At 72.4% G+C, this 25,506-nt stretch carries 26 protein-coding genes; 14 read left to right on the top strand and 12 right to left on the bottom strand.

Going from position 1 to position 25,506, the window contains the following annotated elements; genetic code table 11:
- Positions 1-18 precede the first annotated feature (18 nt).
- Positions 19-978 (bottom strand): acyltransferase, encoded by a 960-nt coding sequence (locus ACERMF_RS06195; protein WP_373668163.1) that lies wholly within the window; start codon positions 976-978, stop codon positions 19-21.
- Positions 975-1,919, bottom strand: a complete 945-nt coding sequence (locus ACERMF_RS06200) for a methyltransferase domain-containing protein (RefSeq protein ID WP_373668164.1) — start codon at positions 1,917-1,919, stop codon at positions 975-977. The genes ACERMF_RS06195 and ACERMF_RS06200 overlap by 4 nt, the downstream gene beginning before the upstream one ends.
- Positions 1,920-2,038: 119 nt before the next feature.
- Between ACERMF_RS06200 and ACERMF_RS06205 the strand changes: the two genes are divergently transcribed.
- The 5 genes from ACERMF_RS06205 (at position 2,039) to ACERMF_RS06225 (ending at position 8,432) form a co-directional block, all read left to right on the top strand.
- Positions 2,039-3,517, top strand: coding sequence for an FAD-binding oxidoreductase (locus tag ACERMF_RS06205; protein ID WP_373668165.1), 1,479 nt, complete (start codon positions 2,039-2,041; stop codon positions 3,515-3,517).
- On the top strand, positions 3,514-4,446 hold the full coding sequence (locus ACERMF_RS06210) for an FAD-binding protein (RefSeq protein ID WP_373668166.1): 933 nt from the start codon (positions 3,514-3,516) through the stop codon (positions 4,444-4,446). The genes ACERMF_RS06205 and ACERMF_RS06210 overlap by 4 nt, the downstream gene beginning before the upstream one ends.
- Positions 4,447-4,462: 16 nt before the next feature.
- The gene (locus ACERMF_RS06215; RefSeq protein WP_373668167.1) at positions 4,463-5,620 is read left to right on the top strand and encodes a (Fe-S)-binding protein; all 1,158 of its coding nucleotides are present in this window, start codon (positions 4,463-4,465) and stop codon (positions 5,618-5,620) included.
- 260 nt (positions 5,621-5,880) lie between these two features.
- Complete coding sequence (locus ACERMF_RS06220) at positions 5,881-7,539, top strand: HD domain-containing phosphohydrolase (protein WP_373668168.1); 1,659 nt, start codon at positions 5,881-5,883, stop codon at positions 7,537-7,539.
- A complete protein-coding gene (locus ACERMF_RS06225) occupies positions 7,470-8,432 on the top strand; it encodes an alpha/beta fold hydrolase (protein ID WP_373668169.1) in 963 nt (320 codons plus the stop codon). The genes ACERMF_RS06220 and ACERMF_RS06225 overlap by 70 nt, the downstream gene beginning before the upstream one ends.
- A 31-nt stretch (positions 8,433-8,463) precedes the next feature.
- Here the strand turns inward: ACERMF_RS06225 and ACERMF_RS06230 are convergent, their stop codons facing one another.
- Positions 8,464-9,147: a response regulator gene (locus ACERMF_RS06230; RefSeq protein ID WP_373668170.1), complete on the bottom strand. Its 684-nt coding sequence runs from the start codon at positions 9,145-9,147 to the stop codon at positions 8,464-8,466.
- Positions 9,144-10,358: a sensor histidine kinase gene (locus ACERMF_RS06235; RefSeq protein WP_373668171.1), complete on the bottom strand. Its 1,215-nt coding sequence runs from the start codon at positions 10,356-10,358 to the stop codon at positions 9,144-9,146. Before ACERMF_RS06235 ends, ACERMF_RS06230 begins: the two co-directional genes overlap by 4 nt.
- Positions 10,359-10,573: 215 nt before the next feature.
- On the opposite strand from ACERMF_RS06235, the gene ACERMF_RS06240 reads away from it, so the two are divergent.
- A complete protein-coding gene (locus ACERMF_RS06240; protein ID WP_373668172.1) occupies positions 10,574-11,293 on the top strand; it encodes a hypothetical protein in 720 nt (239 codons plus the stop codon).
- A gap of 85 nt (positions 11,294-11,378) precedes the next feature.
- Here the strand turns inward: ACERMF_RS06240 and ACERMF_RS06245 are convergent, their stop codons facing one another.
- Complete coding sequence (locus tag ACERMF_RS06245) at positions 11,379-12,161, bottom strand: enoyl-CoA hydratase/isomerase family protein (RefSeq protein ID WP_373668173.1); 783 nt, start codon at positions 12,159-12,161, stop codon at positions 11,379-11,381.
- 185 nt (positions 12,162-12,346) lie between these two features.
- On the opposite strand from ACERMF_RS06245, the gene ACERMF_RS06250 reads away from it, so the two are divergent.
- Genes ACERMF_RS06250 through ACERMF_RS06265 form a run of 4 tightly spaced genes read left to right on the top strand, consistent with a single transcriptional unit; the run spans position 12,347 to position 16,335 of the window.
- Complete coding sequence (locus ACERMF_RS06250) at positions 12,347-13,099, top strand: FadR/GntR family transcriptional regulator (RefSeq protein ID WP_373668174.1); 753 nt, start codon at positions 12,347-12,349, stop codon at positions 13,097-13,099.
- Complete coding sequence (locus tag ACERMF_RS06255) at positions 13,096-14,586, top strand: carboxyl transferase domain-containing protein (RefSeq protein WP_373668175.1); 1,491 nt, start codon at positions 13,096-13,098, stop codon at positions 14,584-14,586. The genes ACERMF_RS06250 and ACERMF_RS06255 overlap by 4 nt, the downstream gene beginning before the upstream one ends.
- 30 nt (positions 14,587-14,616) lie before the next feature.
- A complete protein-coding gene (locus ACERMF_RS06260; protein WP_373668176.1) occupies positions 14,617-15,504 on the top strand; it encodes an SGNH/GDSL hydrolase family protein in 888 nt (295 codons plus the stop codon).
- Positions 15,505-15,558: 54 nt separating this feature from the next.
- Positions 15,559-16,335 carry a maleylpyruvate isomerase family mycothiol-dependent enzyme gene (locus ACERMF_RS06265; protein WP_373668177.1) on the top strand — a complete coding sequence of 259 codons (777 nt, stop codon included), beginning with the start codon at positions 15,559-15,561 and terminating at the stop codon, positions 16,333-16,335.
- Between the two features lie 11 nt (positions 16,336-16,346).
- Here ACERMF_RS06265 and ACERMF_RS06270 read toward each other — a convergent pair whose 3' ends face one another.
- Both ACERMF_RS06270 and ACERMF_RS06275 read right to left on the bottom strand, forming a co-directional pair.
- Positions 16,347-17,474, bottom strand: coding sequence for a VWA domain-containing protein (locus tag ACERMF_RS06270; protein ID WP_373668178.1), 1,128 nt, complete (start codon positions 17,472-17,474; stop codon positions 16,347-16,349).
- Positions 17,471-18,346, bottom strand: coding sequence for an AAA family ATPase (locus ACERMF_RS06275; protein ID WP_373668179.1), 876 nt, complete (start codon positions 18,344-18,346; stop codon positions 17,471-17,473). Before ACERMF_RS06275 ends, ACERMF_RS06270 begins: the two co-directional genes overlap by 4 nt.
- 77 nt (positions 18,347-18,423) lie before the next feature.
- Between ACERMF_RS06275 and ACERMF_RS06280 the strand changes: the two genes are divergently transcribed.
- A complete protein-coding gene (locus tag ACERMF_RS06280) occupies positions 18,424-18,954 on the top strand; it encodes an XdhC family protein (protein WP_373668180.1) in 531 nt (176 codons plus the stop codon).
- Positions 18,955-19,009: 55 nt separating this feature from the next.
- Here ACERMF_RS06280 and deoD read toward each other — a convergent pair whose 3' ends face one another.
- Positions 19,010-19,771 (bottom strand): purine-nucleoside phosphorylase, encoded by a 762-nt coding sequence (gene deoD / locus ACERMF_RS06285; protein WP_373668383.1) that lies wholly within the window; start codon positions 19,769-19,771, stop codon positions 19,010-19,012.
- Positions 19,772-19,878: 107 nt separating this feature from the next.
- The gene (locus tag ACERMF_RS06290) at positions 19,879-20,265 is read right to left on the bottom strand and encodes a nuclear transport factor 2 family protein (protein ID WP_373668181.1); all 387 of its coding nucleotides are present in this window, start codon (positions 20,263-20,265) and stop codon (positions 19,879-19,881) included.
- Between the two features lie 97 nt (positions 20,266-20,362).
- On the opposite strand from ACERMF_RS06290, the gene ACERMF_RS06295 reads away from it, so the two are divergent.
- A complete protein-coding gene (locus ACERMF_RS06295) occupies positions 20,363-20,740 on the top strand; it encodes a VOC family protein (protein ID WP_373668182.1) in 378 nt (125 codons plus the stop codon).
- Here the strand turns inward: ACERMF_RS06295 and ACERMF_RS06300 are convergent.
- Positions 20,704-21,036: a hypothetical protein gene (locus ACERMF_RS06300; RefSeq protein ID WP_373668183.1), complete on the bottom strand. Its 333-nt coding sequence runs from the start codon at positions 21,034-21,036 to the stop codon at positions 20,704-20,706. The genes ACERMF_RS06295 and ACERMF_RS06300 overlap by 37 nt on opposite strands.
- 39 nt (positions 21,037-21,075) lie before the next feature.
- On the opposite strand from ACERMF_RS06300, the gene ACERMF_RS06305 reads away from it, so the two are divergent.
- Entirely contained in the window at positions 21,076-22,371 is a 1,296-nt protein-coding gene (locus ACERMF_RS06305) for a DUF222 domain-containing protein (RefSeq protein ID WP_373668184.1), read from the top strand.
- 101 nt (positions 22,372-22,472) lie between these two features.
- On the opposite strand, the gene ACERMF_RS06310 is transcribed toward ACERMF_RS06305, so the two are convergent.
- Positions 22,473-23,369 (bottom strand): hypothetical protein, encoded by an 897-nt coding sequence (locus ACERMF_RS06310; RefSeq protein ID WP_373668185.1) that lies wholly within the window; start codon positions 23,367-23,369, stop codon positions 22,473-22,475.
- Positions 23,370-23,458: 89 nt separating this feature from the next.
- Here ACERMF_RS06310 and ACERMF_RS06315 point away from each other — a divergent pair, with 89 nt between their 5' ends.
- Positions 23,459-24,274, top strand: a complete 816-nt coding sequence (locus ACERMF_RS06315; RefSeq protein WP_373668186.1) for a nucleotidyltransferase domain-containing protein — start codon at positions 23,459-23,461, stop codon at positions 24,272-24,274.
- Positions 24,275-24,295: 21 nt separating this feature from the next.
- Here the strand turns inward: ACERMF_RS06315 and ACERMF_RS06320 are convergent, their stop codons facing one another.
- Entirely contained in the window at positions 24,296-25,456 is a 1,161-nt protein-coding gene (locus ACERMF_RS06320; RefSeq protein WP_373668187.1) for a CaiB/BaiF CoA transferase family protein, read from the bottom strand.
- Positions 25,457-25,506: the final 50 nt, after the last annotated feature.

Consider the following 25,506-nt stretch of genomic DNA (forward strand, 5'->3'; position numbering starts at 1 on the left):
GCAGGCGCCCTCCATCGCTCACCCGATCGGATCGCCCGGGATCGACAGGCCGCGGCGCAGGCGGTCGAGCGCCTCCTCGGGATCCATACCGCCGGGCAGGCGGGACTTCACGACCCGAGCCGGGATGCCGACGGCGATCGAGAACGGCGGGATGTCGGTGTTGACGAGGCAGTGGCTCGCGATCACCGATCCGTGCCCGATGTCGACCCCGCGCAATACCGTCGCCTTCTCGCCGATCCACACGTCACCACCGACGCGCACCGGGGACTTGACGATGCCCTGGTCCTTGATGGGGACGTCGAGCCGCTCGAATCGGTGGTCGAAGTCGCAGATGTAGATCCAGTCGGCGAGGATCGACGCCTCGCCGATCTCGACGTCGAGATAGGTGTTGACCACGTTGTCGCGGCCCATCACCACCTTCGCGCCCAGCGTCAGCTGGCCTTCGTGGGCGCGCAGCTTGTTGTCGTCGCCGATCCAGCACCACGGCCCGACCACGAGCCGGCCGTGCCCGGGGCGACCGCGGAACTCGACCCGCCGGCCGCTGAAGACCACGCCCTGGAACACGACGTGGTTGCCGGTGGCGACGGCCCGGGCGCGGTGCCAGAGGAACCGTCGGTACAGGGTCAGGTACTGACGCGTGACCATCCGGTGGGTCACCGCGTGACGGATGGCCTGCCGCCAACCCCACCGCGGGTAGTGCAGCCGGATCGGCGGGCGCCGGACGTGGTCGGGCAGCGGCCGTTCGGCAAGCAGGTCCGCCGCCAGCAGGCTCGCCCGCCGTTGCCCCTCACGGGCGGTCTCGGCCCGGATGAGTGCCTCGGTGTGCTCGCGCAGCGCGGAGCGCGCGGCCTCCTCCACGTCGGCGTCCGAAGCGCCCGCGAGGTCCGAACCGGCGTCCGGGTCCAGGTCGGGCCCGAGGTGCGGCAGCGGCAGGTCGAGGTCGGCGACCAGTTCGCGCTCGTCGGGGTCGGGATTCACTTCGTCGCGTGCAGGATGAGGTTGTAGAACACGTCGCGGGGCACGAACCGCGCCAGCACACGGTCGTCGAACCGGTGCAGACGCGTGTAGGCGTTGAACGCCGCGAATGCCCACCGCATGCCGAGCACGCCCGGACGCATCGCACCCTCGATGGTGCGCACTGCCCACCCGACCCAGTTCGCGGTCAGCTCCTCGGTCACGACCCGGGCCTCACGGAACCCGGCGAGGCGGGCCATCTTCTCGACGTCGCCGGGGCGGAAGGTGTGCAGGTCGACCTCGTACTCCAGGCCGGCCAGGGTGGCGTCTTCGACGGTTCCGCCCGCTTCGACGATGCTCGGCTTGCGGTACTGCGTCAGGCCGGGCAGTGCTGTCGCCGCCCGGAACGCGCGGTAGGTGTTGCGCTTGACGAACCAGGACACCTTGTCACCGATCTCGGTCGGTTCGCCGGCGATGACCAGCGTCCCGCCGGGCTTGAGGATCCGGTGCATCTCGCGGATCGCGGCCCCGGGGACGGGCAGGTGGTGGATGAAGGCGTGTCCGATGACGAGGTCGAAGCTGTCGTCGTCGTAGGGCAGTGCCTCGGCGTCGCCCTGACGCGTGGCGATGGTCAGGCCGTGCTCGGCGCCGTTGCGTCGGCACACCTCCAGCATGCCCTCCGAGATGTCGGTGGCCTCCAACGTCGCGCCCTCGAGACAGTCGCCGAGCGCGAGGTTGATCAGGAAGAAGCCGGTGCCCGCGCCGACCTCGAGCACGCGGTGGAAGACGGCGCCCTCGGGGACGACCTTGCGGAACCGGTCGCGCGCGTAGTCGATGCAGCGCTGGTCGTACGAGATCGAGAACTTCTCGTCGTAGGTCCCGGCCTCCCAGTCGTGGTACGCCTCCTGCTTCTGCTTGATGTCCATCGACGTCGTGTCGGGCACGGCGTGCAGTTCGGCGGGCATCACGGTCTCCTGTCTGAACCGGCGGCGACCGACCGGCTGCGAACGTGCACGGTACTGAAGCCGGACGCCGGCGCCCAGATCGCTACCGTGGGCAGGCGACGCGGACGAGGGAGCACGCGGTGGCGAGGCTGCGCAGGCTGCTCGGGCGCCCGCCGGGCGCGGCGGCGTCCGACCCGTTGCTCGCGGACCTGCGCGCCGCGCTCGCGCCCGAGCGGGTCCGGTACGACGGCGCCGAGCGGACCCTGTTCGCCCACGACGCCTCGATCTACGACCTCGGGGTCTCCGGACCGGTCTGCTTCGCCGAGAGCGCCACCGAGGTGCAGGCCATCATGCGGATCGCGGCCGAGCACGGCCGGGCCGTGGTCCCCCGTGGCGCGGGTACGGGACTGTCCGGCGGCGCGGTCCCCCTGGGGGCCCCGATCGTGGTCTCGCTGTCCCGCATGAAGCGCATCCTCGAGGTCGACCTCGACGAGCGGATCGCCTGGGTCGAGCCGGGCGTGGTCAACCTCGCGCTCACCGAGCACCTGCGGCCCCTGGGCTTCCACTTCGCCCCCGACCCGTCGAGCCAGCAGGTGTGCACCATCGGCGGCAACGTCGCCAACAACTCCGGCGGGCCGCACTGCCTCGCCTACGGTGTCACCAACCCCCACGTCGCGGCGGTCGAGGTCGTGCTGCCGTCGGGTGAGGCGGTCGTCCTCGGCGGGCTGGACGCCGAGACCCCCGGGCTCGACCTGCGCGGCGTGTTCGTCGGCAGCGAGGGCACGATGGGCATCGCCACACGCGTCGCCGTCGTGCTCACGCCCAACCCCCCGGCGGTCCGGACCCTGCTGCTGGCCTTCGGGACGGTGCGCGACGCGGCCCGCACGGTCAGCGCCGTCATCGCCGAGGGGATCGTGCCCGCCGCGATGGAGGTCATGGACCAGCGCGCCATCGAGGCGGTCGAGAACTACGTCCACGCGGGCTACCCCCGGGACGCCGCGGCGGTCCTGCTGGCCGAGGTGGAGGGGCTCGAGGACGGGGTGCAGATCGAAGCCGAGCGGATCGACCGGCTCGGCCGCGCCAACGGCGCCACCAGCGTCCGCCTGGCGCGGACGGAGGACGAACGCGCGCTGCTCTGGAAGGGCCGCAAGACGGCGTTCGGGGCGACCGCCCAGATCGCGCCGAGGTACTACCTCAACGACACGGTCGTGCCCCGCTCGCGGCTCGCCGACGTGCTCGAGCAGGTGTACGAGATCGCGGACCGGCACCAGATCATGGTGATGAACGTGTTCCATGCCGGTGACGGGAACCTGCACCCGCTGCTGTTGTTCGACGGCAGCGACCCGGACGTGGTCGCCCGCGTGCACCTGGCCGGGGCGGAGATCGTGCGGGTCTCCCTCGACGCCGGCGGCGTGCTGTCGGGTGAGCACGGCATCGCCGTGGAGAAGCGCGACGCGATGCGGGCGCTGTTCACCGACGACGACCTCGACCACCAGGCCCGGGTGCGTCGCGCCTTCGACCCGGGCTGCCGTTGCAACCCGGGCAAGGTCCTCCCCACCGGCCACAGCTGCGCCGACATCCAGGCGCTCACGCGCGTCCCGACCGGGGTGTGGGGATGAGCGCGACCCTCACCAGCACCGACCCGGTCCTCACCGCGTTCGCCGAGGCGGTCGGCAGCGAAGGTCCGGTCGCCGTCGAGGGTGCGCGCACCCGCTGGGAGCGTGGCGGCCCACCGGCGATCGACGTCCGGTTGGTCCGAGCACCGACCGGGATCGTGTCCTATCTCCCCCACGAGATGACCGTGCAGGTCCGTGCCGGGACGGCGGTCGCCGACCTGCACGCCCAACTGGCGGAAGCCGGCCAGCGGACCGCGTTGCCCGAACGCGGCGGCACCGTCGGTGGTGCGCTGGCGGTCGGCGAGGACGCCCTGAGCGTGCTCGGCGTCGGCAGGGTGCGGACGGCCCTGCTGCAGGTGCGCTACGTCTCCGCCGAGGGACGTGTGATCACCGGGGGAGGACCGACGGTGAAGAACGTCAGCGGTTTCGACCTGCCGCGCCTGATGGTCGGCTCGCTGGGCACGCTCGGGTTGTTCGCCGAAGTGATCCTGCGCACGAACCCGATCCCCCTGGCTCGCGTCTGGCTGCGCGCCGACGACGTCGATCCGTTCGCGGTCCGGGACGCGCTGTTCCGGCCGGGTGCGGTGCTGTGGGACGGCAGCCGCACCTGGGTGCTGCTCGAGGGCCACGCGCCGGACGTCGCGGCCGAAGGCCGGACCCTGCGGTCGATCGGCGCCTTCGCCGAGGTCGATGGACCACCCGCGCTGCCGCCACATCGCTGGTCGCTGACCAAGCGGGACCTGCGCGCCTTGGACGGACTCGATCTCGGTGACGCGTTCGTCGCCTCGGTCGGCGTCGGCACCGTGTTCGCACAGCGGCGGCAGCCGACCCGGCCGCTGTCGCCCACGATCCGCGAGCTGCACGTGCGCGTGAAGGAAGCGTTCGACCCGCAGGGACGACTCAACCCCGGCCGTGACCCCGCGGCGGGGTGAGGACGAGGAGGCTGGCATGGATCTGGGGCTCGACCGCGAACTGCTCGACGCGTGCGTGCAGTGCGGCCTGTGCCTCACCGCGTGCCCGACCTACCAGGTGACCGGCGACGAGTCGGCCTCGCCACGGGGCCGCATCGCCCTGATGCGGGCGGTGCAGGACGGCGGCGCACCGGTGACCGACGAGGTGGTGCAGTCGTTCGGGACCTGCATCCAGTGCCGTGGCTGCGAACCGGCCTGCCCCAGCAACGTGCGTTTCGGGCACCTGATGGAGCAGACACGCGAGACGCTGACCGCCGCGGGGCGCTTCACACCCTGGTGGCTGCGGATGCTGCTGCGGGTGCTCGCCGCGCCGCGGCTGCTCCGAGCCGGCACACGCCTCATCGCCCTCGTCCAGCGCCTGGTGCCGCTGCCCACGCAACTCGGACTGCCTCGCCGGTTGCCACTGCGGCGGACTCCCCTGCCGGCGTCGGGCAGCGACGTCTACCTGTTCACCGGTTGCGTGATGGACGCCTGGCAGCGCGACGTCCATGCCGCCACCAAGCGGGTCCTCGAGGCGGCCGGGTTCGGCGTGGCGCCAACAGGTGACGCGGCGCCGTGCTGCGGCGCCCTGCACACCCATGCCGGTCTGGGCGACGAGGCCCGCGCCCTGGCCCAGCGTGTCGTCGACCGCCTCGACGACGGCCGCCCGGTGCTGGTCGACTCCGCCGGATGCGGGGCCGCGATGAAGGACTACGGCCACCTGCTCGGGTCCCCGCAGGGAACGGCGTTCGCCGCCCGGGTGCACGACGTCCATGAGTGGCTGGCCGCCAACCTCGACCGGTTGCCCGACGCGGTCCCGCTGGACCGGCGCGTCGCGATCCAGGACCCGTGCCACCTGCGGCACGTCCAGCGCGTCCACGACGCCACCCGCACCGTTCTGCGGCCCTACGTGCGTGACCTGGTCGAGCTCGACGACAAGGGCCTGTGCTGCGGCGCCGGTGGGTCCTACTCGATGGTTCAGCCCGGCCTGTCCCGCGACGTCCGCGACCTGAAGGTGGCCGCGATCGAACGCGTCGGCCCCGACCTGGTCGCGAGCGCCAACCCCGGCTGCTCGTTGCACCTGGCGGCCGCGGGCGTGCCGGCCGTCCACCCGATGCAGATCCTCGACCGCGCCCTGCACGGCCGGCCCGCCTGACCCACACCCGCTTTCGGCTCCCCGCACGATGAAGGGCCCGATTTCCGACGCTCACCCTCGCCATCGGCCCCGCTTTCGGTTCCCGGCACGAAACCGAGGGGTATCCGGTTCGGTGAGGCCCAGCCCTGTGCCCACGTTCGGCTGCCGGCACGAAAGGTGGCCACTAGCGTGATCTCGTGTCCGCACATCCGGAAGACGCAGCGGATCGCCTCCGGTCCGCCGAGGTCATAGCGGCTACCTGCCTGGCGACTGACCTGGCGATGGGTTTTCCCTTCGAACATGGACTGCACGCCACGCTGATGGCGATGCGGCTCGCCGAGCTGCTCGAGGTGGACCGCGACACGGTCGCGATGACCTACTTCACCAGCCTGCTGATGTACAGCGGATGCACGAGCGATGCCGACGTCTCGATGCGGCTCTTCGGTGGGTCCCAGACCGAGCACGTCACGCCGGTGCACTTCGATCGCCGGCTGCGGCGGATCGGCGGGGTCGTCCGGGCCCTTCCGTCGCCCGAGGCCCCGCCCCTGCGCCGCGCCGCGCAGATCGCCGTGCGGCTGCCACGAGCGGCACGTCAGGCCGGACCGCACTTCGCGGCCTTCTGCGAGGTGGCCGAGATGTTGGCCGAGCGCCTGGGGCTGCCGGCGACGGTACAAGGGCTCATGCGGCTCCTGACGGAGCGGTGGGATGGCGGCGGGCCGCTGCGCCGGGCCGAGGGCGACGAGCTCCCATTGGCCCTGCGGATCGCCCAGGTAGCCCGCGACGTCGCCTTCCAGCGGCTGGTGCATGGCGACGAGGGAGCCGTGCAGGTGGTCCGCGACCGGTCCGGGCACGCGTTCGACCCGAAGGTGGTCGGCGCGTTCGTGGCCGCGTGGCGCGACGTCTTCGCCGCAGCGGACGTCGCGTCGTCGGCGTGGGAGGCCACACTCGACGCGGAACCGGCACCGTGGCGGCACCTCGACGGGGGCGGGATCGATCGAGCCCTCGCCGCGATGGGGATGCTCGCCGATCTCACGTCTCCGTTCCAGTCCGGTCATTCGTCGGGTGTGGCGGCGCTCGCGGAGGCGGCGGCTCGGCAGTGCGGCCTCGATGATGTCGAGGTGGTGCGGGTGCGCCGGGCGGCGCTCGTGCACGACGTGGGACGGGCCGCGACGCACCCGGCCGTCTGGCAGAAGCGGGGCCCGCTGGGCGCCGACGAGTGGGAACAGGTGCGGCTGCACGCCTACCACACCGAGCGGGTACTGGCGCGGGCGCCGTCGCTCGCCCCGCTCGCCGACCTCGCCCGTTCACACCACGAACGACTCGACGGCAGCGGCTACCACCGCGCGTTACCGGCCGCGTCGTTGCCCCGGGCCGCCCGGCTGCTGGCCGTCGCGGACGCCTTCCATGCGATGACCGAGCCACGTCCCCACCGCGCCGCCCTGACCGCCCGTCAGGCGGGAGCGATCCTCGCCGCCGACGCCGACGCCGGCCGTCACGACCCGGACGCGGTGGCTGCGGTGCTCGCGGCGGCCGGTCAGCCGGTGCCGCCGATCGCGCGGCCGTCCCAGCTCACGGTCCGCGAGACGCAGGTGGTCGGCCTGGTCGCACGAGGGCTGCTCACCAAACAGGTCGCGAAGGAGCTCGGGATCTCGGTCAAGACGGCCGACCGCCACCTGCAACACGCCTACCGCAGATGGGCGTCTCGACCCGTGCCGGCGCCACCCTGTTCGCCGTCGAGCACGGGCTGGTGCCATGGGGAGATCTCCCGATACCCCAGCGCAGGGGACGCCCGTAGCGTCGCCGACGTGACCGCGTCACCGGCCGGCGCATCCGCGATCAGCTGGCGGCATCGCGGTCAGGGAGGCGAACCATGGCGTCGCAATCCGGACACCCCGATGACGTGCACGCCCTCTACGGACGCCTGGACGGGTCCCCCCTGACGCGCAGGTACATCGAGGTCGATGGACGGCGGGTGCACGTGATCGAGGGCGGCGTCGGTCCGCCGGTCGTCGTGCTGCACGGCACCGGCGGCCCGGCGCTGTTCTACCGACCGCTGCTCGAGCGCCTCACCGGCGTGCGGGTGTTCGCACCGGATCGGCCGGGTCAGGGGCTGAGCGACCCGGGCGCTCTGCCGCGCCGCCGGTTTCGGGAAGCGGCGGTGGCGTGGGTGGCAGGGCTGCTCGACACGTTGGAGCTCCACGCACCAACGCTCGTCGGCCACTCGATGGGCGGGCTGTGGTCGACGTGGTTCGCGCTCGCCAACCCGGAGCGGGTGTCACGGCTCGTGCTCCTCGCCGGCGCGCCTGCACTGCCTGGTGAGGTGGCGCCGCTGCCCTACCGCGTGATGGGCACCCCGGGCCTCGGCCGGCTGGTGCAACGGATGGCACCGCCGACCGCAGCGTCGACCGTCAGGTTCGCCACGATGGTCGGCGAGGGAGCCACCATCGGCGACCATCCCGATCTCATCGAGCTGCTCGTGGCGACGGGCCGGGACCCGGTCGCCGCGACGACCGACCGCAACGAGGTGCGCGCGGTCCTGGCGCCCCACGTCCTGCTCGTGCCCTCGGCGTTCCGGCGCACCTTCCGGGTCACCGAGGACGAGCTGCGCGTCCTGAAACCCCCGACGCTGATGATCTGGGGCGACCGGGAACCGCTCGGTTCCGTCGACGTGGCGCGTGCCCTCGCCGACCTCGTGCCCGATGGGCGCCTCGAGGTGTACCCCGCCGGCCATGCCCCCTGGCTCGGCAACGGCGAACGGCTGGCCATGCTCGTCTCGGCCTTCGCCACGGAAGGATCGACCACGCCGGCCGCACCACCCGACCGGGAACCGTGAGCCGCGGGCGACGGTCGTCGGAGCGGTCGCGTCAGGGCGACGTGTCGGCGTCCTGCACCTGCGCCGTCCTGCCGGGCGTGACGAGCCCCGACTCGTAGGCGAGCACGACGGCCTGCGCCCGGTCCCGCAGATCGAGCTTGCGGAAGATCCGGGTGACGTGGGTCTTCACCGTGGGTTCGGTGATCCAGAGCTCCCGGGCGATCTCGGCGTTGTTGGCTCCCCGGCCGACCAGCCGCAGCACCTCCGCTTCCCGCCCGGTCAGCTCGGACAGCCGTTCAGCAGCGACCGCGGTGCCGATGGTGTGTTGGTCCACGAGCCGGCGGAGCACGCTCGGTGCAATGAGTGCCTCGCCACCGACCACCGTGCGAACCGCGTCGGCGAGCGCTTCGGGGCGGGTCTCCTTCAGCAGGAACCCGGATGCGCCTGCCGTGAGTGCCTCGTAGACGTACTCGTCCGCATCGAAGGTCGTGAGCATGACCACCTTCGAGCTGAGGCCCGGCGTGGCGAGGATGCGTCGGGTCGCCTCCAGTCCGTCCATCACCGGCATGCGCACGTCCATCAGCATGACGTCCGGCGTGCGCTCCGTCGCCAGCCGCACCGCCTGCGCGCCGTCCTCGGCCACGCCGACGACGTCGAGGTCCGGCGCAGCCGAGAGGATCATGGCGAGCCCACCACGCACCAGCGCCTGGTCGTCCGCGATGACGACGCGGATCACGGAGCCGGGAGCGCGGGGGCGTGACGCTCCTGTGGGGCCGGGAGCGGCAGCCTGGTCTGCACCTTCCAGCCGCCGTCGTCGGCTCGCCCCGCCGAGACGCTGCCACCGAACAGCGATGCCCGCTCGCTGATGCCGACGAGGCCATGACCGGCCCCGTCGGTGTGCGCGGCCGTCCCGTCGTCGACGAGGTCGATGTGCAACGTCGTGGGCGTGTAGGTGAGCCGGACCGTGACCCGGGACGCACCGCTGTGCTTGAGCGTGTTCGTCAGTCCCTCCTGCACGATCCGGTACGCCGTCAGGTCGAGCGCGGCCGGGAGTACCACGCGCTGCCCGTGCACCTTCACCTCGACGTCGAGACCGGTTTCACGGACAGGTGCGAGCAGCGCCTCCAGCTCGGACAGGCCCGGCTGAGGCGCTGCCGGCCCCGTTGCGGTCGTGAGATCGCCATCGGGGTCGGCGCGCAGCACCCCGAGGAGGCGACGCAGGTCGTCGAGCGTCTGACGGCCGGTGGCCTCGGCATCGAGCAGTGGCGTCCGCGCGTCCGCGGCTCCCGCTGGCAGCACCACCCGCGCCGCCCCGATCTGGATCACCATCATCGAGACCGAGTGGGCGACGATGTCGTGCAGCTCGCGGGCGATGTGGGCGCGTTCCGCGGCGGCGGCCTCACGTCGCGCGGCTTCCCTGCTCGCCCGCTCGGTGGTGAGTTCGGTCGCCAGGGCCGCCGCTCGATCCTCCCGTTCCCGCATGCCTCGCGCGCCCAGCCAGGGCACGAGCATGAAACCGGTGTTCCACGCGAAGGCGTCCCACGAACGCAGTTCGGGCGTGGACAGCGACGCCGCGGCCAACCCCATCAGCCCGATGACGAGCGCGAGGATGGCCCGCCGGCGCGGGGAGTAGTAACCGGCCGACGCCGTCAGCAGGATCAGCGGCACGCCCCCCGCCAGAAACGACATGTCGTGCGGCACCACCAGCATCGGCAGCAGATAGACCCCCACCGCGAGGGATACCGCAGCCAGCGGCGCCCGGCGGCGCCACGCGAGCGTCGCCATGAAGAACAGGTTCAAGACCGCGTTCATGGGACGTGACCCGACCCAGGTGGTCTGAACCTCGAGCGGGTGCCACGTGACCGCCTGCCCGATCACCGCGAACACGACCGCGATGGCCACGTCGGTGGCGGGCGGGACCGGGATGCGGCGCAGGGTCACGGGCATCGACCAACGTTACCGGTGCGGGGTCGTGCGGGCGTCCGATTCAGGTCGTCACTGTCGTCATCCCCAGGTCGTAGATCCGGCCCACCGCGAGTCGCGGGGGATACCTCCCTCGCACCCCAGGTGACGACCACCGGCGGACGCGCCGCACCAGCAGGGGCCGCAGAGTGGACTCGTCACTGCCGCAGCGAACCCGACGCCGATACCGGAGGTTTCCGATGTCCGACACGACCCCGACGCCCAGCATCACCGCGGAGGACGTCCATCTGGACCACCCGGTGCCGTGGCACCCTCTCGCCCGCCTCGGTGGCCCGGTCACGGTGGTGCTCGGTTCCGTGCTCGCTGCTGTCGGCATGGCGCTGCATCTCCCCGCGATGGCCGAGGACCTCGCCATCCCGATGGCGATCGCCGACGCGCCGACACGCTGGCTCGGTTCCCACCTGTTGATGGGCTTCGGCTTCGCCCTCGTGGCGGTCGGAGCCGGCAGCCACCTCGCCGTCCTCCGTGGCGACCGCGGAGCGACGGTGACCGCGATGGGGATCGTCGCGACCACGCTCGGCGCCATCACGATGGCCCTCGGTGACGTGGCGCACGGTGCCGTCGGCTTCGCCCTCACGGCGGTCGATCCCGCCACCTCGTTCGAGGCGCACGAGGCCTACTTCGCGCACCCGGCGATCCTGGGCATCAACACCGGGCCACTGCTGATCTCGGTGGGGATGCTGGTGCTGGGCGCGGGTCTCCTGCGATCCGGGGTACATCCGCGCTGGATCGGCGTCGTGATCATGCTGACCCCGGTCGCTGTCAACGCCGCATTCAACCTCGCACTGCCGACGCTGCTGCACGGTGTGCCGTTCGCGGCCGGGATGTCCGTGTTCGCCTACGCCATGTGGCGCACGCCGCGGCCGCTTCCGACCGGCGTGGCCAACGTCACCCGCTGACGCGCAGTCGGGCCGGCGGCGCAAGAACCGGTTTCGACGGCGTCGCGATGGTCCCGGCACGTGCCGTGCCGGGGCCATCGCGCCGTCACCGGCCGGTGAACTCCGCCTTGCCGGGGCCGTTGGCGAGGAACGACTGGATACCGGTCGTGGCGTCGTCGGTGCCGAACGCTTCGGCGAACAGCGACTGTTCCAGCCGCAGACCCTGGTCGAGCGGCATCTCGGTGCCCTCCTCGACCGCCTGCTTGATCAGCCGCAGCGCGAACGGGCCGGCGGCGTAGCGGGCCGCGGCCTCGACGGCGCGGTCGTAGACCTCGTCGGCGGGGTGCACCTGGTCCACCAGGCCGATCTGCTGGGCCTCGACCATGTCGACCATGCGGCCGGAGAACAGCAGCTCCTTGGCGCGGGACAGGCCGACGAGGCGTGGGAGTCGCTGGGTCCCTCCGGCGCCGGGGATGAGCCCGAGCAGCACCTCGGGTTGGCCGAGCTTGGCGTTGTCGGCGGCGAAGCGGAAGTCGCACGCCAACGCCACCTCGCAGCCGCCGCCGAGCGCATAACCGTTGACCACGGCGATGGTCACCAGCGGCACGCGCGCCAACGTGTCGAGGGAACGCTGCAGGACGCCGCCACCGGCCTTCATGGCCTGGTAGTCGTAATCGGGGAAGTCCTTGATGTCGGCGCCTGCCGCGAAGACCTTGGGACCACCCCACACCACGATCGCACCGACGTCGGGGTGATCGGCGGCCTCCTGGGCGCAGTCGCCGATCTCGAGCCACACCTGGTCGGAGATCGCGTTCATCGGTGGACGATCCATGCGGATCGTGCCGACACGACGCTCGGCGTCGACCTCGAGTCGGACGAACTCTCCCATGGCGTGGTCTCCCGGAGTGCGGTGGCGAGGACGGCCCATCGCGGGCGCCGGCCGAGCCTAGCGACGGCCATCGCCCGGCCGGCCAGCGGGAACCGGTGGCGCCGTCCACCCGCAACTGGCATACTGGTCCAGTAAGTAGACCAATCTGACGTCCGTGTCAGGTTGGACGACGACGAGGCACCACGATGGCCGCGGGCACCCCCCCTCTCGCCGACACCCCGGCGTTGCGCCCGGTCGCGCGCACCCCTCTGCACGAGGCGATCGCCGAGCGGTTGCTCTCACACGTCGTGCAGTCTGGCCTCCAGGTGGGCGACAAGCTGCCAGGCGAGCGGGAACTGGCGCGTCGGCTCGGCGTGTCCCGTACCACCGTGCGTCAGGCCATCGTGGTACTGCAGACCCAGGGCATCCTGGAGGTCCGCCACGGCGGCGGCACCTTCGTGCGTGAACTCGATCCCTCCTCGGGGCCGTTGGCGAAGGTCGTCGACCGACGCCACCGACTCACCGCCGTCCTCGAGGCGCGGCGTGCCCTGGAGATCCCCATCGCCGCCCATGCGGCAACGCGCCGCACCTCGGAGGACCTGGCCGCGATCAGCGACGGCCTCGAACTGATGCGACGCCAGGTCGAGGCGGGCGAGATCGGGCTCGAGGGCGACGGCGCGTTCCACGGGGCCGTCACCGCGGCGGCACACAACCCCGTGCTCGCCGAGTTGATGGAGCGTCTGCACGAAGCCGTCGCCGAGACACGGGGCGAGTCGTTGTCGCAGTCGGGGCGGCCACCACGCTCCCTCGCCGACCACGAGGCGATCGCGGAGGCGATCGCCGACGGTGACGCCGACCGGGCCGCCGCGGCGATGCGCGCCCACCTCGACCACGTCGCCGACCTGCGGTTGTTCGAGCTCTACCCCGCGGCCGCACCGGCGCAGGAGGCCGACCGATGAGCACCATGACCCGGATCCAGCTGCCGCGCACCCTGCGACGCGAGGACCTGCGCCCGCTGCCGTCGGCCGCCGCCCCCGCCACGGCGGCACCCGATCCCCTCGACTTCCCCGGCTACGCGGACAAGCTCGCCGGTCTGGCCCACCTCGACGAGTCGGTCGCCGTCGGCCTCGCGACGCTGGCCGGCCAGGACGTCGTCGTCGCCCTCGGGGACTTCGCCTTCCTCGGCGGGTCCATGGGCCGGGTCCACGGCGACCGGGTCGCGCACGCCATGGCCGTGGCCCTGCGACACCGCCTGCCGTTCCTGGCGGTCACCTCCTCGGGCGGCGCCCGTATGCAGGAGGGCATGGTCTCGCTGGTACAGATGGCCCGCCTCGCCGAGGGTGTCCGCCGCCTCCGCGATGTCGGACTTCCCGTGCTCGCCCACTTCACCCACCCGACCACCGGTGGCGTGCACGCGTCCTACGGTGCGCTCGCCGACGTCGTGGTCGCCGACGACGGCGCCACCATCGGTTTCGCCGGCCCCCGGGTGGTCGAGGCGTTCACCGGCGACGCCGTCGGCGAGGACAGCCACACCGCCGCGAGCGCCCTGCGCAGCGGGCTGGTCGACGTGGTCGCAGCCGAGGGCGACGCCCCGCTGTACCTCGACGCCTGGGTGGACCTGCTGCACCCGGCGCTGCGGCACGGACCACTGCCGGCCGCCGAACACGTCGAGGAACCCGTCGTCGAGCACGAGGCCTGGCAGGCGGTCCGCGCCGCCCGCCGTCCCGACCGCCCCTCGGCGCGCGACCTGCTCGCGCACGTCTTCGACGCCCACCTCGAACTCCGCGGCGACCGGGCCGGTGCCGACGACGACGCGGTCGTGACCGCGGTGGCACGTCTCGGCCGTCGGCGGGTCGTGGTGCTCGGGTTCGACCGTCGTGGCGCCGCCGGCGAACCCGGCCGGCGACCGGGTCAGCCCACCGCTGCCGGTTTCCGCAAGCTGCGGCGTGCCGCCGAACTCGCCGAGCGGTGGGGGCTGCCGCTGGTCAGCTTCATCGACACGCCCGGTGCGGACCCCTCGCCCGACTCGGACCGGGCCGGCCTGGCCGCCGCCATCGCCGAGACCTTCGTGGCCGTGCTGGCGGTGCGCACCCCGACCGTCGCCGTGGTCACGGGCGAGGGTGGCTCCGGCGGCGCGCTGGCCATCGGGGCCTGCGACCGGCTGCTGATGCAGGACGACGCCGTCTTCGAGGTCATCGCTCCGGAAGGCGCCGCGTCGATCCTCCATCGCGATCCGACCCGCGCCGAGGAGGTCGCGCCCCTGCTGCGGCCGACCGCGTCGGACCTGCGGCGGCTCGAAATCTGCGATCGCGTCGTGCCCGGCCCGACCACCTACGACCCGCACACCGCGGTCACGGCCCTGCGGGCGGAGCTGGCCGCCACCATCGCCGACCTCGACGCGGCACCCGACCGGCTGGCCATGCGGCAGCGTCGCTACGGCGCCTGAGCCCTTCACGGACCTGGATACCGTGGCGACATGGTGTCCTCCCGCTCGCTCTTGCCCGCCCTGCTCGTCGGCGCGTTGCTCGTCACGGGCTGTGACCGCGACGACGCCCCGGACGCACCCGGCGCCGCACCGGCCGACCTCGACGCGCCAGCCGGTGACGATGTGCCCGACCAGGAGGGGACGCCGGCGCCGGACCCCACGGCCGGTCCCGAGGTCGCCCCTGATTCGGGCGACGCGATGACCTATGTCGCGCTCGGCGACTCGCTGGCCACCGGTGCCGGGGCGACCACGTCGTACGTCGAGGAATACGCCGAGGGCCTGCGCACCCGGACCGGCGTGGACGTCGAGCTCACCAACTTCGCGATCGACGGCTGGACCAGCCAGGATCTGCTGACCTCGCTGTACGACGACGAGGGGGTGCGCGCGGCGGTCGCTGACGCCGACCTCGTCTCGCTCGACATCGGCGGCAACGACCTGCTGCGCGCGCTGCCGCTGTTCCTGTCCGACCGCTGCGGAGGCGATGACGGGCTGCAGTGCTTTCGTGACGCCACCGACGGCTTCGAGGAGCGCTGGGGCGAGATCCTCGACGAACTGCTCGACCTGCGCGGCGGCGATGCGACCGGCATCGTGACCCTCGACCTGTACCTGCCGTTCGTCGGCGACGAGCGACTTGCCGACGACCTGGAGCGTCTGCGCCCGTCACTGGATGCCGTCAACGCCACCATCGCCTCGGCGGCGGACGCCCGCGACATCCCGGTCGCGCAGGTCCACACCGCCTTCCACGGCGAGGACGGACAGGGCGATCCGGAGGACGACTTCCTGATCTCGGTCGACGGAATCCATCCGAGCAACGCCGGCCACCGCCTGATCGCCGAGGAACTCCTGGCGCTGGGCGTGGCGTGGGCGCACACCGACTGAGCGATCCGTCCTGCCAGGGCGCGGGCCCCGCTGCCGGCTGCCTATCGTTGGCGCATGGACCACGACGACTACCTCGACGTGCTCGCGGACGAAACGGCGCGCTTCGCGCGGATCGCCACGACCGCCCCGATGTCCGCGTCCGTGCCTTCGTGCCCGGAGTGGACCACGGCCGACCTGCTGTGGCACCTCGCCGAGGTGCAGTACTTCTGGGCCCGCATCGCCGGCGAGGTCGCCGACCCCGAGCAGGTGCCCGACCTCGCCCGACCGGCGGACGAACACCTCATGGCCGTGCTCGAGGAGCAGACGCTGAGCCTGCTGCACGCCCTACGCAGCCGCCGACCCGAGGAGTGGTGCTGGTCCTGGGACGAGCGCGGCGAGTCCATCGGTTGGGTGGCGCGGCGACAGGCACACGAGGCGCTGATCCACCGGGTCGACGCCGAACTCGTCGCCGGAACGGAGGTCGGCGGATGTCCCGCGCCGCTGGCCGCCGACGGCGTCGACGAGATGCTGCGGGTGTTCCTCGACGGTGTCCCGAGCTGGGGCTCCTTCGACCCGGACGACCGCACCGCCCGCCTGGTCGCCTCGGACACCGGGGACATCTGGTCGGTGGTGTTCGGACGCTTCCGTGGGACCTCGCCCCACTCGGGCACCACCTACGACGACGACGCGCTGACCGTCGTCGAGGATCGCGCGGACGCCGAGGCCACCGTCACCGGCTCGGCGTGGGACCTCGACCGTTGGTTGTGGGGGCGCGTCGACGCGTCCGGACTGACCGTCGAGGGCGACCGGGCGCTCGCGGACCGCCTGCGGAAGCTCGCATCGATCGAGTGACGGTCCGCCGCTCAGCGCAGGCGGGCGAGCACGTCGACGAGGTCCTCGAGACTGCCGAGGTCGTGTCCGGGCAGGAACGCGTCGACGTGCGGCAGCGCCGCTGCCATGCCCCGTTGCGTCGGCGCGTACCGCGGATCACCCGCCAGCGGGTTGACCCACACGAGTCGGTGGACGCTGCGGCGCAGTCGTGCGACGGAACGGCCGAGTCGCTGCGGGTCACCGCGTTCGAGTCCGTCGGAGCACACCACCACCACGGCACCTCGCAGCACCCCGCGACGGCCCCACGTTCGCACCAGCCGGTCGACGCTGGCGGCGATGCGCGTCCCGCCGTCCCAGTCCACGACCCTCGCGGCGGCCTCGGCCAGTGCTGCATCGGGGTCACGGGTACGGAGCGCGTCGGTGAGTCGGGTCAGCCGCGTCCCGAAGGCGAACACCTCGACGCGTGCCCGGCGGCCGTGCGACCCGGCACCGGCCGCGACGGCGAACCGCAGCAACGGGCGGGCGTGGGCGGCCATCGACCCGGACACGTCGAGGAGCACCACCAGCGGCCGCGGACGTGGCCGACGCGTGAGCCGTTCGAACTCCAGCACCTCACCCTCGAACCGCATGGCCCGCTCCAGGGTGCGTGACAGGTCGAACTCCTCCCCCGCTCCCGGCATCCGGCGCCGGGTGCGTCGTGCCGGGATCGACACCCGCAGGGCGTCGACCAGCCGGTCCACCTGGTGGCGTTCGTGCTCCGCCAGCCGGTCGAAGCGGCGGTGACGCAGGCGCTCCTCGACCATGGCGAACCCGCCAGCGACCAGGTCGTCGTCGGGGGCGGCGCCACCGGAGCGGTCCGAGCCGGCATCGATGCCGGGATGCGACGCCTCGGCCACCAGCGACGGCAGCGGCGAACCCCCACCAGCCACCACCTCGGCGAAAACACGGTCGTAGACCGGAACGTGGTCGCGCCTGGAACACAGGGCGACCCGGCCGGCCCAGTAGCGGGCCTCGAGGTCCTCGGGGTCGATGCCGGCGAGGGCCGCAGCGCACGCGGTCGCCTGGCCCGTCCCCACGGCGACCCCTTCGCGGCGCAGACCGGCCGCCAGCGCCGCGACGTGCGCGGCGCCATCGTCGAGCAACCGACGTGGACCGCTCACGCCTCGATCCCGACCACCTCGTCGATCACACCGCGCACCGTGGCGAGGTCGTCGCGGTCCTTGATCACGACGCCGAGCGTGTCCGCCGCCACCTCGGCATCGAGGTGTCCGCCGAGGTCGACCGCCACCCGGGCCCAGTCGACCGTCTCAGCCACACCCGGTGGCTTGTGCAGGTCCAGCGCCCGCAACCGGGCCACCACGCCCGCGACCCGCTGCGCGAGTCCATCCGGCACGTCGGGCACGCGCGCCCGCACGATCGCCGCTTCGCGCTCGACGTCGGGGTGGTCGATCCAGTGGTAGAGGCAGCGACGTCGCAGCGCCTCGGAGAGTTCGCGGGTGCGGTTCGACGTCAGCACGACCATCGGGGGCCGCGCCGCCGTGATGGTGCCCAACTCGGGGATCGAGACCTGGAAGTCGCTGAGGATCTCCAGCAGGAACGCTTCGAACTCGTCGTCGGCACGGTCGATCTCGTCGACCAGCAGGACCGCACCGTCCCCCGCTTCGAGCGCTGTCAGCAGCGGCCGCGGCAGCAGGAACCGGCGCGTGTACAACTCGCTTTCGTGCTGGTCCGGCCGCTCCCCCGACGCCTCGAGGGTCCGCACGTGGAGCAGCTGGCGCGGGTGGTCCCAGGCGTACAGCGCCTGCGACCGGTCGATCCCCTCGTAGCACTGCAGCCGCACCAGTCGTGCCCCGAGCACCTCCGCCATGGTCTTGGCGGCCTCGGTCTTGCCGACGCCGGCATCACCCTCGAGCAACAGGGGACGACCCAACCGGTGCGCCAGGTGCAGGGCCGTGACGAGCCCTCGGTCGGCGAGATAGGCGCGCTGCGCCAGGGCGTCGGCGAGCTCGGCCGGTCCCTCGGGTCGTGCCACGAACCACTCCGTCGGTCGGGGGACGCGCAGTATCGTCGTCGGGGGCGGGAAACGCTGCCACCGACGAAGGAGCCCACATGGCCGCGTCCGATCCGGCCTGCGACGTCGCCCACGGCGACGGCGACCCGGAGCCCGCCGAGCGAAAGGTGCTGGTCGCGGTGTACGCCAACGCCGTCGCCTCGTACCTGCTGCACTGGGGCCGCGAGCTGGGCTTCCGGACGGTCCTGCTGGAACCCGACCCGTCGCGGGTCACCCGGGCACACCGCGCCGGTGCGGACGAGGTGTCGCACGACCCGGCCCGCGTGGAGGTCACCGGCGCGGACGTGGTGGTCACCGACCACCACCGCGACGACATCGGTGCCGTCATGGCACCCCTGGTCCGCGCACGACCACGCTGGATCGGCATCATGGGCTCGCCGCGGCATCAGGGACCGCACGGCGACGCCCTGCGTGCCCAGGGCGTGGACGAGGCACTGATCGCGACGGTCCGCCGCCCCATCGGCCTCGACATCGGCTCGAAGGCACCGGCGGAGATCGCCCTGTCCACGCTCGCTGGACTGCTCGCCGACCGCAACGGTCGCGACGGCGGCTTCTTCGACCACCGCTGAAACGTTCCGTTCCGGGGCCGCGTTGCGGAGGCGTCAGGCCGGGGGCGTGGTCGTGTCAGGCCTGGGTGCGGTCGGCGTCAGGCCTGCTGCGGTCGGCGTCGAGCTTGAGGCCCTCGAGCGCGATCTGGACCATCTCGTCGAAGGTGGTCTGCCGTTCGTCCGACGTGGTCGCCTCGCCGCTGCGGATGTGGTCGCTGACGGTGAGGATGGTCAGCGCGCGGGCGCCGTGCTCGGCCGCCACCCCGTAGATGCCGGCGGCCTCCATCTCGACGGCCAGCACCCCCATGGCGTTCATCATGTCGAAGTAGCCCGTCGCGCCACGTGGGTCGTAGAACAGGTCCGAGCTGTGCACGTTGCCGGCGTGGACGTCGATGCCATGTCGCTCGGCGGCCTCGGCGGCGGTGCGCAGCAGTCCGAAGTCGGCCGTGGCCGCGAAGTCGAGCCCGCCGTAGCGGGCCCGGTTCACCTGCGAATCGGTGCAGGCGCCGACGGCGAGGATGACGTCGCGCAGCTTGACGTGGTCCTGGACCGCCCCGCACGAGCCCACGCGCACCAGCCGCTTCACGCCGTACTCGTTGACGAGCTCGGTGGTGTAGATCGACGCGGACGGGATGCCCATGCCGGTGCCGAGCACCGAGACGGGCATGCCCTCGTAGCTGCCCGTGTAGGCGAACGCGTTGCGGACCGCGTTGACCTGACGGGCGTCGTCGAGGTGGTTGTCGGCGATGTGCTTGGCGCGCAGCGGATCACCTGGCAGCAGGACCGCCTCGGCGAAGTCGCCGGGGGCGGCGCTGATGTGGGGCGTGGGCGTCGGCACGTCGGTGCTCACTTGGTCCGGGGGTGTCGGGCACGGCCGGCCACGCTAGTCGCTGGCGCTTCGTGGTTCCCACCGACCGAGGTGCCGACCTCCCACGTCCTGCCGTGTCAGCTGCCCCACTCCGGTGGCGGGTCCAGGCGCCCCTCGGCGAGGTTGTAGTTCTCGCGCAGCGACCGGCACCGGCCGTCCTCCCCCATGACCAGCAGCAGGGTGCCGGCGAGCGTGACGTCGGCGCCGTCGACCGCCATCTTCGTCCAGAATTCGACCGCGGCCCGGTTGCCGTCGACGAACGGGGCGCCCATGCGCACCTCGACGTCGCTCTGGTGCGAGGTCACGCGCTCCCAGTAGGCCGCGACCCCGTCCTGCCCCACGTTCGGGTCCGCGAAGATGTCGTTGCGGTAGGTGCCGTCCTCGACGAACAGCGACGACGCCAGGGCCACGTCGGCGCGCTCCCACGCGACGCGGTAGCGCTCGACCCAGGTTGCGATGTCCACGCCGGTGTCCTCCTCAGTCGTGCCACGCTTCGTGTGTACGCGTCGTGCGACGCGGCATCATGACCTTCCGGCAAGCATGCCTCGGAGGCGATGACGAATGCCGCAGTTCTCGCTCACCTCGACCGTTCTTGGCACCCCGGACCCGCGCGGGCTCGCCTGGTTCTACCAGCGGTTGCTCGGTTGGGACCTCGGTAGCGACGAGCCGGACTGGGTCACGTTGCGCCCTGCTGACGGCAGCGCCGGCCTGTCGTTCCAGGTCGAGGACCAGCACACCCCGCCGACGTGGCCGGCCGGCCGCGACGAGCAGCAGATGCAACTCCACCTCGACCTCGAGGTGGACGACCTCGAGGCGGCCGTCGCGTACGCCGTCGACGCCGGGGCGGTCGTGGCCGAGTTCCAACCGCAGGACGACGTCCGCGTGCTCATCGATCCGGCCGGTCACCCTTTCTGCCTGTGGATCAGCACCGGCACCTGACGCTGCGGCGCAGGTGCGCCGGTGTTTTCCCACAGGCTGCCGACGATCCGATCGGGTGGTGCCCCCTGGGTCTCGTATGGTCGATCCATGCTCACGACGACCGCACCACACGCCCCCGTGCCGTACCCGCGGTTGCCCGACGGGGCGATCTCGGGACCACGGACCACCACGGTGCCTGGGTGGGCGGACCCGGCCGACACGTTCCCGGTGTTGGCCGAGGTGCCCGAGCCGGCCGGGCTGTTGGCGACGTTGCGGCAGGTGGACCGGTTGATCGCGTCCGCGATCGCGTCGATCATCCGGTTGCAGGACGCCTCAGTCGCCGAGACGGTCACCGGGTGCCGCTCGAGCAGTGGCTGCTGATCGTCGCCCGCCGTACCGGCACCGACCGCCGCATGCTGATGACGACCGCGGACGTGTGCCGACGTCTGCCCGCACTGTTGGAAGCGTTCGTGCAGGGTCGGGTGTCGTGGAGCCAGGTCCGCACCCTGGTGCTGCAGGTGCACCGGCTGCCCCACGCCGACGACGAACAGCTCGACACCGCCCTCGCAGAGTTGATCCACCGCGCCGAGGGCGGCGACGCTGACCAGCTCGGACAGCTCGCCCGCTTCATCGACCACGACTTCGGTGACCGCGGCGTCAGCGACAACGACCGTGAGGCGAGTGAGCCGGCCGAGTTCTTGGCGTTGCAGCCCCGCCTGGACGGCACCGGCGGCCGGTTCTTCGGCGAGGCCGGACCGGCCTCGTTCGCGATCCTGGAGAACGCCACCAACCCCGGCCCGCCCGAGGTGGCGACCGGACGCCGGTTCGGCCAGCACGCCGACCGCGACACCACCCGCCAGCTGGCCGAATCGGCCGGACGGCGGCGGCTGACCCGCCTGATCGACCTGCTCGACCACACCTGCGACCCCGGCGGCGGGTCCGAAGCCGACGGCGACAACCGGAGGTCGCGGCCGACCCTGCTGGTCGTCGCCGATCTCGACACCCTGTGCGACCGTGACCAGACCCCGGCCCGTCTGCTGCACCATCTCGCCGGCGGACGCATGTACCTCACCAGCACCGCGGCACGCCGGCTGGTCGACCAACGCGGCGCGGAGCTGCGTACCACCATCCTCGACGACACCGGCGCGGTGGTCGGCATCGGACGCAAACACCGGGACCCACCCGGTTGGCTCGCCGAGGGACTGCTGGCGCTGCACGACACCTGTACCGAACCGGGCTGCACCACCGCGTCACGGTCGTGCCAGATCGACCACGCCATCGCATGGCATCCCGCCCGGCCCGGCGATCTGCTCGGACGCACCGACGCCGACAACCTCGCCCCGTTGTGTACCTCGGCGAACCGGACCAAAGAAGCGGACGGCTGGACCTGCACCCAGACCGCCGACGGCACCAGACGCTGGCGCCACCCACGCACCGGCCTGACCACGACCACCATCCCCGCCGGCACCCGCCCACCCTGGCTCCCAGCCGCCAGACCCCCCGACCGGCACGAACCCCGCGCAGGACCCGACCGACACCAGCCCCGCGCCGGCCCCCTCGACGACCGACCCCGCGGCTCCCGCAGCCGGCCCCCACCCCTGGACCGACCGCCCGACCACGCCGACGACCCGGCTGCGCCCCTGCCCTTCTGAACCCGCCAACACCCACCCCACCGCACCAAGCCCACCACGATCGCGCCGCACCCGCGGCCGATCCGTGGTGGGCTCGACGTGTGCGCGGGTAGTCGCGCGAGTCAGCGCTGCCCGGTAGGTCCGCCGGAGACGCCAGCCGAGGCTCGCCGTTGGAGGCGGTAGTGCAGGCGGAGGACTTCGGCACCGTGGAGGCGGAGCTGGTGGTCGCAGCGCACCACCCCTGAAGCGTCGACGAAGACCTCGAAACGCTCCGGCAGCGGGATACGCCGGGCCCACCCGCGGTCGCTGCCGGCGGGACGCACCACCAGATAGGCGCCGTCCTCCCCGAAGTCACCGCGGGGTGACGCCAGTCGGAGGCCGCCCCCGTCCGTGGCGTCGGGACGCAGGAACACGGTCGCGCTGCCGTTGGGCAGGGGGAAGACCACGCGGATCGACGGGCGCGCCGCCCCCGGCAACCTCACGACGCCGTAGAAGCCGCCGAACACGGTGGCACCGGTCGCCCGCAGGGTCCGCTGCCACGCCGTGCCGAGGTGCCGCCCCTCGGCGTCGGCGAAGGTGATGACGCGACTCTCCATCCCGTAGACGGTGTGGAGGGGGTCGAGCGGCAGTGCGAGCTGCCGAAGTCGTCGCGCGAACAGTGCGTCGAGCACGCGGCCTCCGGGCTCGGCCCACCGCGACCATCGCGACCACACCTCGAGGTCCCACCGTGCGGTGGACTCGTAGAAGTCCCGTACCTCGCCGAGGAGCCGGGCAGCGTCGAAGCCCGGACCGTCGCAGGAACGGAAGTCGGGCAGTAACCCGCCGTCACCGTCCTCGGCGAGTGACGCCCCCACCCGTGCGGCGTGCTCGCCGATCCAGGCGTCACCGATCGCTTCGGGCGCGCCGACCGGTCCATCGAGCCACGCGTGCTCGACGAATGCGACCGGACGGCCCGTGGCGATCACCCAGCGCTGTGTGGCGCGATCGAGGAGCGCTCCGCGCAACGGTCCGGTCCCCATACCACTCCCCTGCCAGGCGAGCACCGTAGTCGTGCGCGCACCGGGGGCTACGGTCGTCGCGAAGTGTCGCCACGACGCTGGGAGGGCCGATGGTTCGCGATCCTCGCGAAGGGGTCACCGAGGACGGCACGATCACCACCGGAGCCGATGCCCGGCGGATCCCGGCCGCCTACCGCGAGACGATCGCCGATGCCGTTTCGACGTTGCGCGACACGCTCGGCGAGCTCGCCCACAGCGTCTACGTCTACGGCAGCGTCGCGACCGGCCAGGCGAGACCTCCGCGCTCGGACCTCGACCTGATCGTCGTCGTCGAGACGTCGGCGCCCGAAGCCGTTCGTGCGGCCGCCACCGGGTTGAGCCACCGGCACCGAGACCTCGTGCGCGAGGTCGCGATCGGGAGCGTGGACCTCGAGACGCTGCGTCGGCAGGACCGCGTCGGCCGCGCCGAGCGGTGCTTCCTGAAGCACTACGCCGTGCATCTGGCCGGTCCCGACCTGCGCGCCGACCACCCGACGTGTCGTGCGACGGAGGATCTCGCCTGCGGGTTCAACCGTGACCTTCGAAGGGTGCTCGACCAGGTACGGCCACCGCTGCTGGGGGCAGACGACGGGGACCAGCGCGCCGCGGCCGCCGCCCGAGCCTGCCGCAAGATCCTGATGGCGGCCGCGACGCTGCTCAGCGTCCGTGAGGGAGGCTGGTCGACCGATCGGCGGACGGCGGTGGAACTCGTCGGTCGGCACGCACCTGAGCTGTACGAGCTCGCGGCGGACGCCCTGCGCTACGGCGAGGACGCACCGATGCCGGTCGCGCCGGACGTCGGGCGCGCCGTCGAGATCGTCGACAGACTCGGGGGCTGGCTCGTCGACGAGTACGCGCGGTCGGCCGTGCGCCACGACAGCCGGTGAGCACGACACGACCGTCCGCGCTCAGCGCTCGCCGAGGATCTCCGCGTCGTGTTCGCCCAGCATCGGCGGCGGGGTCGGCGACCGACGGCCGGAGCGGGACCAGTCGACCGGCGCGCCCGGCAACTCGAGGTCACCTGCGGTCGGGTGCGTGACCCGGTCGACGAGTCCGAGGTGCTCCAGCTGGTCCCAGCCGTACACCTGGTCCATGGTGCGGATCCGGCCGGCGGGAACGCCCGCGTCGTTGAACCGGGCCATCCACGTGTCGACGTCGTCGGACACGAGCACGGCGTTGATCTCGGCCTCGAGCTCGTCCCAGTTGGCGACGCGATCACGGTTGGTGGCATAGCGGGGGTCGTCGACGGCGATCCCGACGGCCGGCGCGAAGCGCTGCCACAGGCCCTCGGAGCCCACGGCGACGTTCACCCAGCCGTCGGCACAGGTGAACGCGCCGTACGGGGCGATCGTCGGGTGGCGGTTCCCACCGGGCTCGGGCACCTCACCCGCCAGGGTCCACCGCGTGCCCTGGAAGGTGTGCACGGCGACGGCGGATGCCAGCAGCGAGGTGGAGACCCGCTGGCCCTTGCCGGTGCGCTCGCGCTCGTGGAGCGCGGCCACCACGCCGTAGGCGCCGAACATGCCCGAGAGGATGTCGGTGATGGGGACGCCCATCTTCGTCGGGGGCCCCCCGACAGGACCGGTGATGCCCATCAGGCCGGCCTCGCCCTGGATGATCTGGTCGAATCCCGAGCGCTCGCCGTCCGGGCCGCCTTCACCGAAGCCGGTGATCGACAACACCACGAGGCGTTCGTTGCGGGCTTCCAGCGCGTCGGGTCCCAGGCCGAGCCGTTCCATGACGCCGGGCCGGAAGTTCTCGACGAGGACGTCCGCCTCGTCGATGAGCGTGTGCAGGCGAGCGACGTCGTCGTCGTCCTTGAGGTCGAGGGTGACCGACTTCTTGGAGCGGTTGATGGAGAGGTAGTAGGCCGATTCGGACTCCCCCTCACCCACGAACGGCGGCCCCCAGCCGCGCGTGTCGTCACCGGCGCCCGGCCGCTCGACCTTGATCACCTCGGCGCCGGCGTCGGCCAGCATCATCGTGGCGTAGGGGCCCGACAGGGCGCGCGACAGGTCGACCACGCGGATCCCGGCCAGGGGTCCGGTCGCCGCTCGCTGCTCCGCCATGTCTGGTCCTCGTCCGCCGATGGAGATCGAGCCTAGTGGTGCGGGCGTGG

It is taken from the genome of Egicoccus sp. AB-alg6-2, from assembly GCF_041821025.1.
In the GTDB taxonomy this organism is placed as follows: domain Bacteria; phylum Actinomycetota; class Nitriliruptoria; order Nitriliruptorales; family Nitriliruptoraceae; genus Egicoccus.